A 15,196-nucleotide genomic window follows, 5' to 3' on the forward strand; every position below is an offset into this window, starting at 1 on the left:
CCCGGACGCCAGTGACCCCGGGGCGCGATGCCCCAGTGATAATCAGGAGTGAGCCCGCATGGTGTTTCAGCTTTTCCGTGGCAAAGCCCAGAGCGTCCTGCCCGAGACCAAGGCATCGGCCACCGGTCCGGTCATCGCTTACGCAAGCTCGGGCCGTGTTGCCTGGACCCCGCGGGACACCGTGTCGCTGACCAAGACCGGCTTTTCGGGCAACCCGGTGGGTTTTCGCGCGGTCAAGTTGATCGCCGAGGCCGCCGCCGCCCTGCCGCTGGTGTTGCAGGATGAGGAACGTCGCTATGACACGCACCCGCTGACGGCGCTGCTGCGCCAGCCCAACCCGGGGCAGGGACGGGCGGAACTGCTCGAGGCGCTGTATGGCCAGTTGCTGCTGTCGGGCGACGGCTACCTCGAGGCGGTGAGCGGTGGCGCGGGCCTGCCTTACGAGTTGCACGTGCTGCGGTCCGACCGGATGCGGCTGATCCCGGGCAATGACGGCTGGCCGGTGGCGTATGAATACAGCGTCGGCGCGCGCAAGCACCGCTTTGACATGACCGGAGAGCTCGGGCCGATCTGCCACATCAAGTCATTCAATCCGCAGGACGACCATTATGGCCTGTCGCCGATGCAGGCCGCCGCTCAGGCGATGGATGTGCACAATTCGGCCTCGCGCTGGTCGAAGGGACTGCTGGACAATGCCGCCCGCCCGTCCGGGGCCATCGTCTATACCGGTGGCGACGGATACGGATCGCTGAGCCCCGAGCAGTACGACCGGCTCGTCGGCGAGATGGAGGCACATCACCAGGGTGCGCGCAACGCCGGGCGGCCCATGCTGCTGGAAGGCGGGCTCGACTGGAAACCGATGGGGTTTTCGCCGTCGGACATGGAGTTTCACAAGTCCAAGGAAGCCGCCGCGCGCGAAATTGCCGTCGCCTTCGGGGTGCCACCGATGCTGCTGGGCATTCCCGGAGAGGCGACCTTCGCCAATTACCAGGAAGCGCACCGGGCCTTCTACCGGCTGACCGTGCTGCCATTGGCCACACGGGTGGCGGCGACGCTTGGCACCTGGCTGTCGCAGCATTCCGGAGAGGCGCTGGAGCTGAAGCCCGACCTCGATCAGGTGTCGGCGCTGGCAGGCGAGCGGGATCAGCAATGGGCGCGGGTGGCGGGCGCGGATTTCCTGACCCCGGAAGAAAAGCGCCGTCTGCTGGGGCTGCCGCCGATCGCGGAGGATGCGCATGGGTGAACAACGCATCACCGCCGAGCGGTTCGCCTGCGCGCCGGGTCTCAAGCTGGAAGCCCATGAACGCCTGTCGGACATGCAGTTCCGCAACCTGGCCGCGCGGCTCGACCGGATCGAGGCGCTGATGGAACGGCTCGAACGCCGCCTGTGGCTCGCCGTTTACGGCGTGATGGCGACAATCTGCGCGCAGGGTGTGCAAGGCATCCTGAGCGTCACCCCCTGAGCTTCGGGAACGGGAGAGAGACATGGAACTGGAACACAAGCTTTGCCGGTTCGAGGCCGACGTGACGGTCAAGAACGGCATGACGATCGAGGGCTATGCGTCACGGTTCGGCGCCTGCGATCAGGGCGGCGACGTGGTGGCCAGGGGGGCCTATGCCACCTCGCTGGCCCGGCTCGGGCAGGAGGGGCGCGGCGTCAAGCTGTTGTGGCAGCACGACCCGGCCCAGCCCATCGGCATCTGGGACGAGGTGCGCGAGGACGCCACCGGTCTATGGGTCAAGGGCCGCCTGCTGGACGGCGTGGCGCGGGCCAAGGAGGCGGCGGCGCTGATCGAGGCGGGGGCCATCGACGGGCTGTCGATCGGTTACCGGACGCTCAGGGCCACCAAGAATGACAAGGGCCAGCGGGTCCTTACGGAACTGGAGCTTTGGGAGGTGTCGCTTGTGACCTTCCCGATGCTGCCCAGTGCGCGGGTTGCGGGCAAGGGGGACCACCCCGACGACGCGGCCTGGCGTGAACTGGCACAGACCATCACGGATCTGCGCCTTGACATGGCGGGCGGCTGACGCGCGCCGGGACGAAACGGGACCAAACAGCACATGACAAAAGCCGAGAACACGTCTCGGACCGGGGAAGATGCGTCTCCGGTCGTCCAGGTGGGCACCGCGATGGCGGGGTTTGCCCAGGACATCAAGGCCATGCGGGCCGACCTCTATGGACAACTCAAAGCACAGGAAGAGCGACTGACCATGCTTGATCGAAAATCCGCCATTAAGGCATCCCGTCCTGCACTCGCCAGCGCCGGTGATCTCGAAGCCCCTCATCAGAAGGCGTTCAACGCCTATCTGCGCACCGGTGATGACGACGCGCTGCGCGGTCTCGAGCTGGAGGGCAAGGCCATGTCCACGGCGGTCAATTCGGACGGCGGCTACCTCGTCGATCCGCAGACCTCCGAGAACATCGCCTCGGTTCTGGCGGGCGCCGGGTCCATCCGTGCGGTGGCCAGCGTCGTCAATGTCGAGGCCACGTCCTATGACGTGCTGATCGACCGCAACGATGCGGGTGCCGGCTGGGCCGACGAGACCTCGGGCACCACCGAAAGCGGTACGCCCACCATCGAGCGGATCTCGATCCCGCTGTATGAACTGAACGCGATGCCCAAGGCGTCTCAGCGCCTGCTCGACGATGCGGCCTTCGACGTCGAGGGTTGGCTGGCCGGGCGCGTTGCCGACAAGTTCAGCCGTGCCGAGGCCGCGGCCTTCATCAGCGGCGATGGCGCGGACAAGCCCAAGGGCATCCTGTCGCATCCGCAGGTCGACAACGATGCCTGGACCTGGGGATCGGTCGGCACGGTGGCGACCGGGTCGGCGGGCGATATCGGCGACGGCGACGCGCTGATCACGCTGGTCTACGCGCTGGGGGCGGAATACCGCGCCAACGCGGCCTTCGTGATGAACTCGAAGACCGCCGGTTCCCTGCGCAAGCTCAAGGACGCGGATGGCCGCCACCTCTGGTCGGACGGGTTCGCCAGCGGAGAGCCCGCCCGCCTGCTGGGCTATCGCGTGGTGATCGCCGAGGACATGCCGGACATCGGTGCCGGCGCGACGCCCATCGCCTTCGGTGATTTCGGCGCGGGCTACACCATCGCCGAGCGTCCGGACCTGCGCATCCTGCGCGATCCCTTCAGCGCCAAGCCGCATGTGCTGTTCTACGCGACCAAGCGCGTCGGCGGCGATGTGTCGGACTTCGCGGCGATCAAGCTTCTGGTCTGCGCCGCAGCCTGACGCACGATGTGATCCGGGCGGCGGACCAGACCCCGCCGCCCGCCTTTGGTGTGCCGGTAACCCGGCCCGGAACGCACAGCGGAGACGAACACCCATGATGCTGACCGAAGAGACAATCGTGCCCGATGCGGCACTTCCCGTGGAGGGGCTGAAGCGGCATCTGAGGATGGGCTCGGGCTTTGCCGAGGATGATGTGCAAGACGCAGTCCTGACCGGCTTTCTGCGCGCGGCCATCGCGGTGATCGAGGGGCGCACGTCGAAGACGCTGCTGTCGCGCGATTTCCTGCTGGGCGTGACCCGTTGGGCGGCGCCGGATGCGCAAGGCCTCGGGACCGCGCCGGTCCAATCCATCAACAGCGTGACGCTGATCGACCGGCATGGCACGACCAGCGTGGTCGCCCCCACCGCCTACCGGCTGGAGCGCGACAGCCAGGTGCCGTGCCTGCGCGCGAACGCCAGCGCGCTCCCGTCGATCCCCGCAGGCGGGGTGGCGGAGCTGCGGTTCACCGCCGGATACGTGGCCGATTTCGGGGATCTGCCCGGCGATCTTGCGCAAGCGGTGCTGCTGCTGGCCGCGCATTACTACGAATACCGCGATGCGACGTCGCTGGCCGAGGGCTGCATGCCGTTCGGCGTCACCAGCCTGCTGGCGCGCTATCGCCCGGTGCGCATGGGCTTTGGCGCATGAGCGCGCCGCGTCTCAACCGGCAGCTTGTGCTGGAACGTGCATCCGCCGCGCCCGACGGTGCGGGCGGGCGGGCGACGAGCTGGTCCGCGCTGGGCACGCTCTGGGGCGAGATGACGCCCCGATCGGGTCGCGAGGCGCGCATCGATGCGGGCACCGTGGCGCGGGCGGGCTACCGGGTGCGGGTGCGCGCGATGCCCGAGGGGCACAGCGGACGGCCCCGCGCGGGCGACAGGTTTCGCAGCGGCACGCGGCTTTTCGATGTGCTGGCGGTGCAGGAGGACGGCCCTACCGCGCGCTACCTGGTCTGCACCGTCGAGGAAGAGGTGACGCCATGAGCTATGCCCTGTCGGATGCGCTGCAAGAGGCGCTTTACACGACGCTGGTCAACGATCCCGGCCTCGCGCTGGAAGTGGGCGGGCATGTCTACGACGCGCTGCCCGCGGGGCCCTTGCCCGAGCTTTATGTCTCGCTCGGACCCGAGAAGGTGCGCGACGCAAGCGATGCGGGCGTGCGCGGGGCCTGGCACGACGTATCGGTGCAGGTCGCGACCGACGCGGCGGGATTTCGCAGCGCCAAGCGCGCGGCGGCGGCCATCTGCGACGCGCTGGATGGTGCGGCGCTGTCGATGACGCGCGGGCGGCTGGTCAGCCTCAACTTCCTGAAGGCCGACGCCAAACGCCGGTCCGGCGATATTCGCCGGATCGAGATGATCTTCCGCGCCCGCGTGGATGACGAATGAACCCCTAGAACGGAGTGACGGACATGGTTGCCCAAAACGGCAAGGACCTTCTGATCAAGGTGGATCTGACTGGCGATGGCCAGTTCCACACCATGGCGGGCCTGCGCGCGACGCGGATCAGCTTCAACGCCGAGCAGGTCGATGTGACCTCTCTCGACAGTCAGGGCGGCTGGCGCGAGCTTCTGGGCGGGGCGGGCGTGCGCTCTGCCGCGATCTCGGGGTCGGGCATCTTTCGCGATGCGGATACTGACGAGCGCGCGCGGCAGATCTTTTTTTCCGCGGAGACGCCCAATTTCCAGGTGGTGATCCCGGATTTCGGCACGGTGACCGGGCCGTTCCAGGTCACGAGCCTGGAATATGCGGGCACCCATGACGGCGAGGCAACCTACGAGGTCTCGATGGCGTCTGCCGGTGTCGTCAACTTCGTCGCCGCGGCGAGCTGAGCCGATGGAGAACCCCTGGCGTGGAGAGGTCGAGATCGTGATCGACGGCGAGGCGCGGATCATGCGCCTGACGCTTGGGGCGCTGGCCGAGCTTGAGGCGCGGCTTCAGGCCGACAGCCTGGTGGCGCTGGTCGAGCGGTTCGAGGCGGGACGCTTTGCCAGCCGCGACGTGCTGGCGCTAATCGTGGCAGGGCTGCGCGGCGGTGGCTGGGACGTGCGCCCCGAGGCGCTGGCCCATGCGGATATCGCGGGCGGGCCGGTGGCGGCGGCACGGGCGGCGGCGATGCTGCTGGCCCGCGCCTTCGCCGCGCCGGGGGCCGAATGAACGCGGCGCAGTTCGACTGGCCGGACCTGATGCGCGCCGGGCTGACAAGGCTCGGGCTCAGGCCGGCGGAATTCTGGGCGCTGACGCCGGCCGAGCTGCGGCTGATGCTGGGCGAGGGCGCGGGGCCGAAACCGATGGGACGCACGCGCCTCGATGCACTGATGGCGGTCTTTCCCGATGATACGGACAGGAGCGGAACATGAGTGAACTCGACGGACTTGAGGCAGAGATCGACGCGCTCGATGCGTCGCTCACGGGGGCTGCCAGCATGGCGGCGGGTTTCAACGCCGAGATGAAGCGCATCCACGAGACGTTTGCCGAAACCGGCGGCGGCGTGCGGCGGCTGCAATCGGCGCTGTCGAGCGGCCTGTCCTCGGCGATCGACGGTGTGGTGCTGGACGGCATGAGCCTGACCTCGGCGCTGAACGAGGTGGCGCAGGCGATGATCGACACCGCCTACAAGGCGGCGATCAACCCCGTGGCGGACCATCTGGGAGGGATGATCTCGTCCGGTGTGAACAGCGTGTTTGGGCAATACACGCCCTTCGCCAATGGCGGGTCCTTCGCGCAGGGCCGGGTGATGCCGTTCGCCAATGGCGGCGTCGTCTCGGGCCCCACGACCTTTCCGATGCGCGGCGGCATGGGCCTGATGGGCGAGGCCGGACCCGAGGCGATCATGCCGCTGGCACGCGGTGCCGACGGCAAGCTGGGCGTGCGGGCGGGCGGCGGCGGTGGCGGCAGCGTGCATGTCACCATGAACATCTCGACCCCCGATGTGCAGGGCTTCCAGCGCAGCCAAAGCCAGATCGCCGCACAGATGAGCCGGGCGCTGTCGCGCGGCGGGCGCAATCGCTGAGACACGCTGAGACAACAGGAAGGACAGGGCCATGGAATTCCACGACGTCAGATTCCCCGCACGGTTGAGCTTCGGTTCGGTCGGCGGGCCAGAGCGCAAGACCGAGATCGTGACGCTTGCCAACGGCTATGAGGAGCGCAACACCCCCTGGTCGCAATCGCGCCGCCGCTATGATGCGGGCGTGGGGTTGCGGTCGCTCGACGATATCGCGGAACTGGTGGCGTTCTTCGAGGCGCGGCGCGGTCAGCTTTACGCGTTCCGGTGGAAGGACTGGTCGGATTTCAAATCCTCTGTCCCGTCGCGTGCGCCGCATTTCGAGGATCAGATCATCGGCTACGGCGACGGCGTCACGCTGCAATTTCCGCTGATCAAGACCTATCGGTCGGGCGAGGGCAGCTACGCGCGACCCATCACCAAGCCGGTCGCGGGCACGGTGCGGGTCGGCCTGCACGACACCGAATTGCGCCCGGGCGTGGCCTTCGAGGTGGATGAGGACACCGGCCTGGTCACCTTCGCCGAGCCGCCGACCACCGGCATCGCGATCACGGCGGGCTATGAATTCGACGTTCCGGTGCGGTTCGATGCAAGTGCGATCCAGACCAGCGTCGCCAGCTTCCAGGCCGGGGAAGTGCCCAGCGTGCCGGTGGTGGAGGTGCGGGTATGACTGCCGCTGCAGACGCGCTCTATGCCCATCTCGGCACCGGTATCACCAATGTGGTGCGCTGCTGGGAGGTGATCCGCAGCGACGGGCTGCGGCTGGGGTTTACCGATCACGATCTGGATCTTGCCTTCGACGGGTTGGTCTTCAAGGCCGAAAGCGGGTTGACCGCGCGGGCGCTGGAACAGGGCACCGGCCTGTCGGTCGACAATTCCGAAGCCATGGGCGCGCTGTCCGATGCGGCGCTGTCCGAGGTCGACATCGAGGCCGGGCGCTATGACGACGCCGAGGTCGTGGCCTGGCTGGTCAACTGGCAGGATGTCGATGCCCGGCAGATTCTGTTTCGTGGCCACATCGGCGAGATCCGCCGCGCGGGTGGCGCGTTTCAGGCCGAACTCAGGGGCCTGTCGGACAAACTCAACCGCCCGGTGGGCAGGATCTATCAGCGCCCCTGCACGGCGGTGTTGGGGGATGCGACCTGCGGCTTCGATCTGATGCAACCGGCGTTTGCCTGGCAAGGGCCACTGATCGAATGTGACAACAACCGCATCCTGCGTTTTCCGCCCCTGCCGCAGTTCGAGGCCGGGTGGTTCCAGCGCGGACGCGCGGATGTGCTTGACGGTGCCGCCAAGGGGCTGAGCCGCTGGATCAAGCGCGATGCGACCGAGGCCGACGCGCGCCGCATCGACCTGTGGGAACCGTTTCGCGCCGATCTCGCGCCGGGGGACCGGGTGCGGATCGTGGCGGGCTGCGACAAACGCTTCGACACCTGCCGGGACAAGTTTGCCAACCTTCTGAACTTTCAGGGGTTTCCGGATATTCCGGGGGATGACTTCCTGGTCGTGCATCCGCTCAACGTGTCGAACAAGTCCGGAGGAAGCCGCAGATGAGCACCGCGACCCACATCGTCGAGGCCGCGCGCGGCTGGATCGGCACGCCGTACCGGCACCAGGCATCGCGTGCCGGGGTCGGCAGCGATTGCCTCGGGCTGGTGCGGGGTGTCTGGCGCGACGTCTTCGGCGCTGAACCCGAGGCGGTGCCCGCCTATAGCATGGACTGGTCCGAACCGCAGGGTGAAGAGGCGCTCTGGGCAGCAGGCCTGCGCCATTTGCGACCGGTGACAGGCGGTGTCCCGATGCCCGGCGAGGTGATCCTGTTCCGCATGCGCGAAGGGTCGGTCGCCAAGCATCTCGGCATCGTTTCGGCACCAGAGCCGCAGGCATGGTTCATCCACGCCTATTCCGGCCACGGCGTCATCGAATCGGCCCTGACCCGGCCCTGGGCGCGGCGCATCGTGGCGCGCTTTTCCTTTCCCGACACACCCGAGGGGCGCATCTGATGGCAACGATCCTACTTTCGGCGGCGGGGGCCGCGTTCGGCGGGTCCATCGGCGGCTCTTTTTTGGGGCTGTCCATGGTGGCCTGGGGTCGCTTTGCCGGGGCCACGCTGGGCCGCGCCATCGACCAGAGCCTGATGGGGCAGGGGTCGGAGAGCATCGAGACCGGTCGGGTCGAGCGTTTCCATCTGTCGAACTCGGGCGAGGGCCGCGCGATTGCGCAGGTCTACGGGCGGGTGCGCGTCGGCGGTCAGGTCATCTGGACCACGCATTTCAAGGAAAGCACGACGACCGAAGGCGGTGACGACGGCGGCAAGGGCGCGCCCGCATCGCCCGAGATCACCACCTATCACTACAGCGTCAATATGGCGCTGGCGCTGTGCGAGGGCGAGATCGCGGGCGTGTCTCGGGTCTGGGCCGATGGTGTCGAGATCTCGGCCAACGACATCAACATGCGGGTCTATCCCGGCAGTCGCGACCAGCTTCCCGATCCCAAGATGGAGGCGGTCGAGGGCGAAGGCCAGGTGCCCGCCTATCGCGGCACCGCCTATGTCGTGCTCGAGGATTTCAAGCTGGCGGATTACGGCAACCGGGTGCCGCAGCTGTCCTTCGAGGTGCTGCGCGTCAATCAGGCCGCCGACGACATGCCCGAGTTGTTGCAGGGCGTCGCGATGTTGCCCGGCACCGGGGAATACACGCTGGCAACATCCAAGCAGTATTACGGCGGCGGCGGCGGCAGTTCATCCGCTGCGATCAACGTCAACACCGCCTCTGAAGTACCCGATTTCATTCAGTCTCTCGGGGCGCTTGAGGATCAGGCCCCGAATTGCAACGCTGTTTCTCTTGTGGTCAGCTGGTTCGGCAATGACCTGCGCTGCGCAGAGTGTTCCGTGCGCCCCAAGGTCGAGCAGAAGACCGACGAGGCAGGCGGCATGCCCTGGAAAGTGGCCGGGCTCAACCGGTCGAGCGCGTTGCAGGTACCGCGCATCGACGACAAGCCGGTCTATGGCGGCACGCCCGCCGACCGTTCGGTGATCGAGGCGATCACCCGGATGCGCGAAGACGGCAAGGCGGTGATGTTCTATCCGTTCATCCTGATGGAGCAGCTTGAGAACAACCAGCTGCCCGACCCCTATGGCCGCGATGCCCAGCCGCCGCTGCCCTGGCGCGGGCGCATCACGCTGGCGCAGGCCCCGGGTCAGGACGGGTCGAGCGACAGGACCAGCGCGGCGCAGGCCGAAGTGGCGGCCTTCGTCGGCACGGCCAAGGCGTCGGACTTCCAGATCTCGGGCCAGAGCGTGAGCTATAGCGGCCCGGAAGAGTGGTCCTTTTCCCGCTTCATCCTGCATTACGCCGCGCTGACCAAGGCGGCGGGCGGGGTCGATGCGTTCTGCATCGGATCGGAGTTGCGCGGTCTGACCCAGATCCGCGACGATCAGGGCTTTCCCTTCGTTGCGGCGCTGCGGATGCTGGTGGGCGAGGTGCGCAGCATCCTCGGCCCGGACGTCAAGCTGAGCTACGCCGCCGACTGGTCCGAATATTTCGGCTACCGTCCGAATGACGGATCAGGCGACGTCTATTTCCACCTCGATCCGCTCTGGGCCGACCCGGAGATCGATTTCATCGGCATCGACAACTACATGCCCCTATCCGACTGGCGCGACGGGCGCGACCATGCCGACGCGGATTACGGTCGGATCCACAACCTCGATTACCTCGACGCCAATGTCGAAGGCGGGGAAGGCTTCGACTGGTATTATTCCAGCCCCGAGGCGATCGCGGCGCAGCGCCGCACGCCCATTGTCGATACCGGCTATGGCGAGGATTGGGTGTTTCGCTACAAGGACCTGCGCGGCTGGTGGGAAAACTCGCACCACAACCGCATCGGCGGCGTGCGGCAAATCGCTCCGACCGAGTGGATCGCGCAGTCCAAGCCTTTCTGGTTCACCGAACTGGGCTGTCCCGCGGTCGACAAGGGCACCAACCAGCCCAACGTCTTTCTCGATCCGAAGTCATCCGAAAGCGCGCTGCCGCGCGGGTCGAACGGGCAACCGGACGAGGATATCCAGCGCCAGTACCTGCGGGCGACGCATCTGCACTGGAGCGATCCGGTCAACAACCCGGTGTCGGGCGTTTACGAAGCCCCGATGATCGACATGTCCCGCGCGTTCGTCTGGGCCTGGGACGCGCGCCCCTACCCGTGGTTTCCCGCGTTGACCGAGCTTTGGGCCGATGGCGACAACTACCGCCGGGGCCACTGGATCACGGGGCGGCTGTCGACGCAGCGGCTGGCCACGGTGGTGGCGGCGATCTGCGACCGGGTCGGGTTGACCGACTACGACGTGAGCGATCTTGTCGGCATGGTCCGCGGCTATCTGGTGCCGGATATCGCCGACGGGCGGCGCGCCTTGCAGCCGCTGATGCTCAGCTACGGGTTCGACGCGATCGAGCGGGACGGCGTGCTGGTCTTCCGCATGCGCGAAGGCCGCGATGTGGTGCCCGTCGATCCTGAATTGCTGGCCGAACACGACGATGTCGAGGGCGCGCTGATCCAGACCCGCGCCAACGAGGTCGATCTGTCGGGCCGTGTGCGTCTGCATTTCTACGAGGCCGAAGGCGATCACGACACCGTCGCCGAAGAGGCTGTGCTGCCCGACGACCGCACCCATGCTGTGGCCGACAGCGAGGTTGCGTTGACGCTGACCCGTGCCGAGGGACGGCAGATCGCGGAGCGCTGGCTGTCAGAGGCGCGGATCGCTCGCGATACGCTTAAATTCGCGCTGCCGCCCTCGGCGTTGCAGGTGCGCGCGGGCGACGTGGTCGCGCTTCCGGGCAAGGGCGGGCCGGTTCATGCACGCATCGATCGGGTCGAGGTGACCGACCGCCAGCTTATCGAGGCGGTGCGGATGGAGGATGACATCTACATCCCCGCCGCCACCTCGGACGTGCCGGGCCAGTTGACCCGCTATGTGCCCGCCGCGCCGGTGACACCGCTGTTTCTGGACCTGCCGCTGCTGACCGGCGACGAGGTGCCACACGCGCCGCATTTCGCCGCCTATGCCACGCCCTGGCCCGGCAGCGTCGCGGTCTATTCCGCGCCGAGCGATGCGGATTACAGCCTGAACAGCGTCATCACCGGCCACTCGGTGGTGGGCGAAACGGAAAGTGCGCTTTTCGCAGCGCCATCGGGACGTCTGCATCGGGCCGAACCGCTGCGCATCCGGCTTTACTCCGGGGCGTTGCAGTCGGTGTCGGACGAGGCGCTGCTGGGCGGGGCCAACGTGCTGGCCATCGGCGACGGCGGACCCGGCAACTGGGAAGTCCTGCAGTTCCGCGACGCCGAGATGCTGACCCAGCAAAGCTGGCTTGTGTCGACCCTGTTGCGCGGACAGGCCGGGACCGACGGGGTGATGCCGGATGTCTGGCCCGCGGGATCGGTCGTGGTGCGCCTGAACGGCACGCCGGAACAGATCGAGATGAGCGCCAGTCAGCGACGTCAGGCGATCCACTTCCGCATCGGGCCATCCAGCAGAAGCATCGACGATCCGACCTACGTGCACCGGACGCTGGCCTTCGACGGCGTCGGCCTGCGCCCCTACAGCCCGGTGCACCTGCGCGGCGTCGAGGCGGCGGGCAGTCTGCAGCTCAGCTGGGTGCGCCGCACCCGGATCGATGGCGACGACTGGGAACTGGCGGAGCCGCCACTGGCCGAGGAGACCGAAGCCTACCTGGTGCGGGTGATGCGGGGCGCGACCGTCCTGCGCGAGGCGACGGTTGCCAGCCCGGCGTGGACCTATGCGGCGCAGGCACGTGCGACGGACCTTGCGAATGGGCCGGTGAGGATCGACGTGGCGCAGATCTCGGCACGGTTCGGGCCCGGGCCGGCGGCACGGCTGGTCGTAAACGCCTAAGGACAGCCCCGCGCCGGATCGGTCGATCCGTACCGGCGCGGGCGCGGCAGCCTCGAAGCTGACCGCGCGCCATCCCGCGACGCTCGTTACCGGGCGCAGGCAACGCACCGCCTTGCCGTCGGATCGAGCATGAGCCGTTTTTCGGCGATCTCGTCGCCGCAGGCATCGCAATATCCGAACGCGCCCTCGACCAGCCGCGCAAGCGCCTGCTGCAGCGCCCGGCGTTGCCCATCGCGGCGCGCCTGCGTGGCCTTGGCCATGGCCTGCGATTGCAACGCATCCATCCGGCTCAGACGCCCCACCGATTGCTGGTCGAGCGTCACCACCGACTGGCCGCCCTGGCCCAGCCGGTCGTCTTCGTCCAGGGCCAGAAGGCGCGCCTCGATCAGCGACCTCCAGCGGGTCTCTGCGTCATCATCCACCGTTTCGTCACTTCAGAGGGCTTTGCGTTTCGTCTCGCGCAGCCTATCTGATACACTCGACGCGTCAAAGGAGGCGGAAATGGCCAAGACGAAAAGCAGTCTGTCCGTGCTGGACCCGGTCTGGGCACGCATCATGGACGAGGCCGAAAAGGCCGTCGCCGAAGAGCCGCTTCTGGGCGGCATGATTCATTATTCGGTGCTGCATCACCCCACCATCGAACGGGCGCTCAGCTATCGCACCGCGGTCAAGCTGACATCGGGCGAAATCTCCGAGCAGATCCTGCGCGAGATTTGCGACGAGGCCTACGGCGCCGACCCGGAACTGGCGCTGGCCGCGCGGGCCGATATCGTTGCGGTCTACGAACGCGATCCGGCCTGCCACCGGTTTCTCCAGCCGCTGTTGTTCTTCAAGGGCTTCCAGGCGATCCAGGCCTACCGCGTGGCCAACTGGCTATATCGTCAGGGCCGCCGCGATCTGGCGTATCTGTTCCAGATGCGGTGCTCCGAGGTGTTCGGCGTCGACATTCACCCCAATGCGCGCATCGGGCGCGGCATCATGATCGACCACGCCCACTCCATCGTCATCGGCGAGACGGCGGTGGTCGGCAACAACGTGTCGATGCTGCATTCGGTGACCCTTGGCGGGACCGGCAAGGAAGAGGAAGACCGTCATCCCAAGATCGGCGATGGCGTCCTTATCGGCGCGGGCGCGAAAGTGCTGGGCAATATCCGCGTCGGCGACTGCTCGCGCATCGCGGCAGGCTCGGTCGTGCTGGAAGAAGTGCCATCCTGCAAGACCGTGGCCGGAGTGCCTGCGCGCATCGTCGGCGAGGCAGGCTGCGCGCAACCCTCGATCAGCATGGACCAGTTGCTCGCGCATACCACCTAGAATCCGGTCCCCTGAATTCGGACCACCCGGGACACCGCTTGCCGCAACGCGTCAGGCGCCGGTCTCGTCCAGGGTGACGAGGTCATAGGGCGGTTTCGGCGTGCCCCCCTCCGTCAAGGTCGCGACCGCTGCGGACAAGGCCTGTCGATGCGCCGCGATCCATTCGTAGGCGTCCTGATGCGACGGGCGGTCGCCCGGGCGCAGGCCACCCATGAGGCATTCGGGCACCAGCGCGACACGTCCTTCGGTGCGAATGCGATACGCCTCGCGGGCCACATCGCGGCCCAGAACCTCGACCGTGCTCATCGGGTCAGCATGGCCGTCACCGCGGCCACGATGTCGCGGGCGGCGGGCAGGGCGGCGGCCTCCAGCCCTGCCGCATAGGGGCGCGGCATGTCCAGCGCGGCGACGTTGCACACCGGAGCCTTGAGCCGGTCGAACGCCCCGGCCATCAGTGCCGCCGCGACCTGCTGGCCAATGCCGCCCTGCGGCCAGCCCTGTTCGACGGTCACGCAGCGCCCGGTGTCGCGCACGCTGGCGATCAGGGTCGCTGTATCCAGCGGACGCAGGCTGCGCAGGTCGATCACCTCGGCGGCGATACCGTCGCGGGCCAGAAGATCGGCCGCTTCGAGCGTGGCCACCATGCCGATCCCGAAGCTAACCAGCGTCACATCGGTACCGCTGCGCCAGACCCGTGCGCGGCCCAGCGGTACCAGCCGACCCTCGCTGTCGGGCACCTCGGACAGCCGGCCATAGAGGCTTTCGTTTTCCAGCAGGACCACCGGGCCCGGATCGCGGATCGCGGCTTTCAGCAGGCCCTTGGCGTCGGATGCGGCATAGGGCATCGCCACCTTAAGCCCCGGTACATGGGCGAACCACGCAGCGACGTCCTGCGCGCGCTGGGCACCGGATTGCGCGCCACCGCCATGGGGGCCGCGAAACACCACCGGTACCGACAGCGTCCCGTCGGTCATGTCGTCCGACTTGGCCGCGGAATTGACGATCTGGTCGATGGCCTGCAACGCCAGCCCGAAGGACGGGAAGCTGACAACGGGCCGCAGACCGGCGAACGCCGCCCCGACGGCCAGACCGGCCAGGGCGGTCGCGACCGGGGGCGCATCGACCACGCGCCTGTCCCCGAAACTGTCGATCAGCCCCTGCGTCACGGTGAAGGACCCCTGCTTCGCCGCAACCCCGTCGCCGATCACAAAGACCGACGGGTCGAGGCGCATTTCTTCGTCCAGCGCCGCGCAGAGGGCGTCGCGGACCGACATCTGCCGGGTTGCCGTGCCCTCGGGCCAGTCGTTCGGCACAAGCGGCCCGGTGGCGGCACCGGTGGCAGGGGGGCTGGAAAGCGCGGCGGCAGGGCGGGGGGCAGGGCGGGGGTCGGAACGGGCGGCAGACGCCTCCGCGCCGGGGCGGTCCGCCGTCTCGCCCGCGTCGTCCTTTTGCAGCGTCGCGATGGCGGTGCCGACCGCGACGGCCCGCGTGCCTTCCGCGACCAGCAGCGCGCCGATGCGTCCGGGACCGGGCGCTTCGATCTCGAACACCGCCCTGTCGGTCGCGATCTCGGCAAGCAGATCGCCGTCTTCGACCAGATCACCCGGCGCCACCAGCCAGCACACCAGCCGCGCCTCGGTCAGGCCGGGTACCACCTCGGGCATGCGGATATGGCCCATCCCG

19 protein-coding genes are annotated in these 15,196 nt (G+C 67.8%); 16 read left to right on the forward strand and 3 right to left on the reverse strand.

Annotated features, from left to right (window positions below; translation table 11 throughout):
* The first annotated feature begins 58 nt into the window (after positions 1-58).
* The 15 genes from ACXYMN_RS10280 to ACXYMN_RS10350 all read left to right on the forward strand — a co-directional run bounded on the left by ACXYMN_RS10280 (position 59) and on the right by ACXYMN_RS10350 (position 12,202).
* Entirely contained in the window at positions 59-1,243 is a 1,185-nt protein-coding gene (locus ACXYMN_RS10280; RefSeq protein WP_459013527.1) for a phage portal protein, read from the forward strand.
* Entirely contained in the window at positions 1,236-1,463 is a 228-nt protein-coding gene (locus ACXYMN_RS10285; protein ID WP_459013528.1) for a GTA head formation protein, RCAP_rcc01685 family, read from the forward strand. Before ACXYMN_RS10280 ends, ACXYMN_RS10285 begins: the two co-directional genes overlap by 8 nt.
* A 22-nt stretch (positions 1,464-1,485) precedes the next feature.
* Positions 1,486-2,028: an HK97 family phage prohead protease gene (locus ACXYMN_RS10290; RefSeq protein ID WP_459013529.1), complete on the forward strand. Its 543-nt coding sequence runs from the start codon at positions 1,486-1,488 to the stop codon at positions 2,026-2,028.
* Between the two features lie 33 nt (positions 2,029-2,061).
* Entirely contained in the window at positions 2,062-3,246 is a 1,185-nt protein-coding gene (locus ACXYMN_RS10295) for a phage major capsid protein (RefSeq protein ID WP_459013530.1), read from the forward strand.
* Between the two features lie 94 nt (positions 3,247-3,340).
* Positions 3,341-3,934 carry a head-tail connector protein gene (locus tag ACXYMN_RS10300; RefSeq protein ID WP_459013531.1) on the forward strand — a complete coding sequence of 198 codons (594 nt, stop codon included), beginning with the start codon at positions 3,341-3,343 and terminating at the stop codon, positions 3,932-3,934.
* The gene (locus ACXYMN_RS10305) at positions 3,931-4,269 is read left to right on the forward strand and encodes a head-tail adaptor protein (RefSeq protein ID WP_459013532.1); all 339 of its coding nucleotides are present in this window, start codon (positions 3,931-3,933) and stop codon (positions 4,267-4,269) included. The genes ACXYMN_RS10300 and ACXYMN_RS10305 overlap by 4 nt, the downstream gene beginning before the upstream one ends.
* Entirely contained in the window at positions 4,266-4,673 is a 408-nt protein-coding gene (locus ACXYMN_RS10310; RefSeq protein ID WP_459013533.1) for a DUF3168 domain-containing protein, read from the forward strand. Before ACXYMN_RS10305 ends, ACXYMN_RS10310 begins: the two co-directional genes overlap by 4 nt.
* Positions 4,674-4,696: 23 nt before the next feature.
* Positions 4,697-5,116, forward strand: a complete 420-nt coding sequence (locus tag ACXYMN_RS10315) for a phage major tail protein, TP901-1 family (protein WP_459013534.1) — start codon at positions 4,697-4,699, stop codon at positions 5,114-5,116.
* A 4-nt stretch (positions 5,117-5,120) separates the two neighbouring features.
* Positions 5,121-5,441 (forward strand): gene transfer agent family protein, encoded by a 321-nt coding sequence (locus tag ACXYMN_RS10320; RefSeq protein ID WP_459013535.1) that lies wholly within the window; start codon positions 5,121-5,123, stop codon positions 5,439-5,441.
* Positions 5,438-5,644 (forward strand): rcc01693 family protein, encoded by a 207-nt coding sequence (locus tag ACXYMN_RS10325; RefSeq protein ID WP_459013536.1) that lies wholly within the window; start codon positions 5,438-5,440, stop codon positions 5,642-5,644. Before ACXYMN_RS10320 ends, ACXYMN_RS10325 begins: the two co-directional genes overlap by 4 nt.
* The gene (locus ACXYMN_RS10330; RefSeq protein WP_459013537.1) at positions 5,641-6,297 is read left to right on the forward strand and encodes a phage tail tape measure protein; all 657 of its coding nucleotides are present in this window, start codon (positions 5,641-5,643) and stop codon (positions 6,295-6,297) included. The genes ACXYMN_RS10325 and ACXYMN_RS10330 overlap by 4 nt, the downstream gene beginning before the upstream one ends.
* A 31-nt stretch (positions 6,298-6,328) precedes the next feature.
* Positions 6,329-6,961 (forward strand): phage distal tail protein, Rcc01695 family, encoded by a 633-nt coding sequence (locus ACXYMN_RS10335; protein ID WP_459013538.1) that lies wholly within the window; start codon positions 6,329-6,331, stop codon positions 6,959-6,961.
* Positions 6,958-7,845 (forward strand): DUF2163 domain-containing protein, encoded by an 888-nt coding sequence (locus tag ACXYMN_RS10340; RefSeq protein ID WP_459013539.1) that lies wholly within the window; start codon positions 6,958-6,960, stop codon positions 7,843-7,845. Before ACXYMN_RS10335 ends, ACXYMN_RS10340 begins: the two co-directional genes overlap by 4 nt.
* Positions 7,842-8,294 (forward strand): NlpC/P60 family protein, encoded by a 453-nt coding sequence (locus ACXYMN_RS10345; protein ID WP_459013540.1) that lies wholly within the window; start codon positions 7,842-7,844, stop codon positions 8,292-8,294. The genes ACXYMN_RS10340 and ACXYMN_RS10345 overlap by 4 nt, the downstream gene beginning before the upstream one ends.
* A complete protein-coding gene (locus ACXYMN_RS10350) occupies positions 8,294-12,202 on the forward strand; it encodes a baseplate multidomain protein megatron (protein ID WP_459013541.1) in 3,909 nt (1,302 codons plus the stop codon). Before ACXYMN_RS10345 ends, ACXYMN_RS10350 begins: the two co-directional genes overlap by 1 nt.
* An 86-nt stretch (positions 12,203-12,288) precedes the next feature.
* Here ACXYMN_RS10350 and ACXYMN_RS10355 read toward each other — a convergent pair whose 3' ends face one another.
* Positions 12,289-12,624 carry a TraR/DksA family transcriptional regulator gene (locus ACXYMN_RS10355; protein ID WP_459013542.1) on the reverse strand — a complete coding sequence of 112 codons (336 nt, stop codon included), beginning with the start codon at positions 12,622-12,624 and terminating at the stop codon, positions 12,289-12,291.
* Positions 12,625-12,703: 79 nt separating this feature from the next.
* Here ACXYMN_RS10355 and cysE point away from each other — a divergent pair, with 79 nt between their 5' ends.
* Complete coding sequence (gene cysE / locus ACXYMN_RS10360; RefSeq protein ID WP_459013543.1) at positions 12,704-13,513, forward strand: serine O-acetyltransferase; 810 nt, start codon at positions 12,704-12,706, stop codon at positions 13,511-13,513.
* A gap of 51 nt (positions 13,514-13,564) precedes the next feature.
* Here the strand turns inward: cysE and ACXYMN_RS10365 are convergent, their stop codons facing one another.
* Both ACXYMN_RS10365 and ACXYMN_RS10370 read right to left on the reverse strand, forming a co-directional pair.
* Complete coding sequence (locus ACXYMN_RS10365) at positions 13,565-13,819, reverse strand: hypothetical protein (protein WP_459013544.1); 255 nt, start codon at positions 13,817-13,819, stop codon at positions 13,565-13,567.
* On the reverse strand, positions 13,816-15,192 hold the full coding sequence (locus ACXYMN_RS10370) for a pyruvate dehydrogenase complex E1 component subunit beta (RefSeq protein ID WP_459013545.1): 1,377 nt from the start codon (positions 15,190-15,192) through the stop codon (positions 13,816-13,818). Before ACXYMN_RS10370 ends, ACXYMN_RS10365 begins: the two co-directional genes overlap by 4 nt.
* Between the last annotated feature and the right edge of the window lie 4 nt (positions 15,193-15,196).

The organism is Roseivivax sp. CAU 1753 (genome assembly GCF_054482575.1).

What these genes read in the sequence shown, in the direction of transcription:
- ACXYMN_RS10345 (WP_459013540.1), top strand. Translation starts at nt 7,842, where the DNA reads ATGAGCACCGCGACCCACATCGTCGAGGCCGCGCGCGGCTGGATCGGC.
- cysE (WP_459013543.1), top strand. Translation starts at nt 12,704, where the DNA reads ATGGCCAAGACGAAAAGCAGTCTGTCCGTGCTGGACCCGGTCTGGGCA.
- ACXYMN_RS10305 (WP_459013532.1), top strand. Translation starts at nt 3,931, where the DNA reads ATGAGCGCGCCGCGTCTCAACCGGCAGCTTGTGCTGGAACGTGCATCC.
- ACXYMN_RS10315 (WP_459013534.1), top strand. Translation starts at nt 4,697, where the DNA reads ATGGTTGCCCAAAACGGCAAGGACCTTCTGATCAAGGTGGATCTGACT.
- ACXYMN_RS10340 (WP_459013539.1), top strand. Translation starts at nt 6,958, where the DNA reads ATGACTGCCGCTGCAGACGCGCTCTATGCCCATCTCGGCACCGGTATC.
- ACXYMN_RS10365 (WP_459013544.1), bottom strand. Translation starts at nt 13,819, where the DNA reads ATGAGCACGGTCGAGGTTCTGGGCCGCGATGTGGCCCGCGAGGCGTAT.
- ACXYMN_RS10325 (WP_459013536.1), top strand. Translation starts at nt 5,438, where the DNA reads ATGAACGCGGCGCAGTTCGACTGGCCGGACCTGATGCGCGCCGGGCTG.
- ACXYMN_RS10330 (WP_459013537.1), top strand. Translation starts at nt 5,641, where the DNA reads ATGAGTGAACTCGACGGACTTGAGGCAGAGATCGACGCGCTCGATGCG.
- ACXYMN_RS10370 (WP_459013545.1), bottom strand. Translation starts at nt 15,192, where the DNA reads ATGGGCCATATCCGCATGCCCGAGGTGGTACCCGGCCTGACCGAGGCG.
- ACXYMN_RS10350 (WP_459013541.1), top strand. Translation starts at nt 8,294, where the DNA reads ATGGCAACGATCCTACTTTCGGCGGCGGGGGCCGCGTTCGGCGGGTCC.
- ACXYMN_RS10335 (WP_459013538.1), top strand. Translation starts at nt 6,329, where the DNA reads ATGGAATTCCACGACGTCAGATTCCCCGCACGGTTGAGCTTCGGTTCG.
- ACXYMN_RS10280 (WP_459013527.1), top strand. Translation starts at nt 59, where the DNA reads ATGGTGTTTCAGCTTTTCCGTGGCAAAGCCCAGAGCGTCCTGCCCGAG.
- ACXYMN_RS10300 (WP_459013531.1), top strand. Translation starts at nt 3,341, where the DNA reads ATGATGCTGACCGAAGAGACAATCGTGCCCGATGCGGCACTTCCCGTG.
- ACXYMN_RS10285 (WP_459013528.1), top strand. Translation starts at nt 1,236, where the DNA reads ATGGGTGAACAACGCATCACCGCCGAGCGGTTCGCCTGCGCGCCGGGT.
- ACXYMN_RS10290 (WP_459013529.1), top strand. Translation starts at nt 1,486, where the DNA reads ATGGAACTGGAACACAAGCTTTGCCGGTTCGAGGCCGACGTGACGGTC.
- ACXYMN_RS10320 (WP_459013535.1), top strand. Translation starts at nt 5,121, where the DNA reads ATGGAGAACCCCTGGCGTGGAGAGGTCGAGATCGTGATCGACGGCGAG.
- ACXYMN_RS10295 (WP_459013530.1), top strand. Translation starts at nt 2,062, where the DNA reads ATGACAAAAGCCGAGAACACGTCTCGGACCGGGGAAGATGCGTCTCCG.
- ACXYMN_RS10310 (WP_459013533.1), top strand. Translation starts at nt 4,266, where the DNA reads ATGAGCTATGCCCTGTCGGATGCGCTGCAAGAGGCGCTTTACACGACG.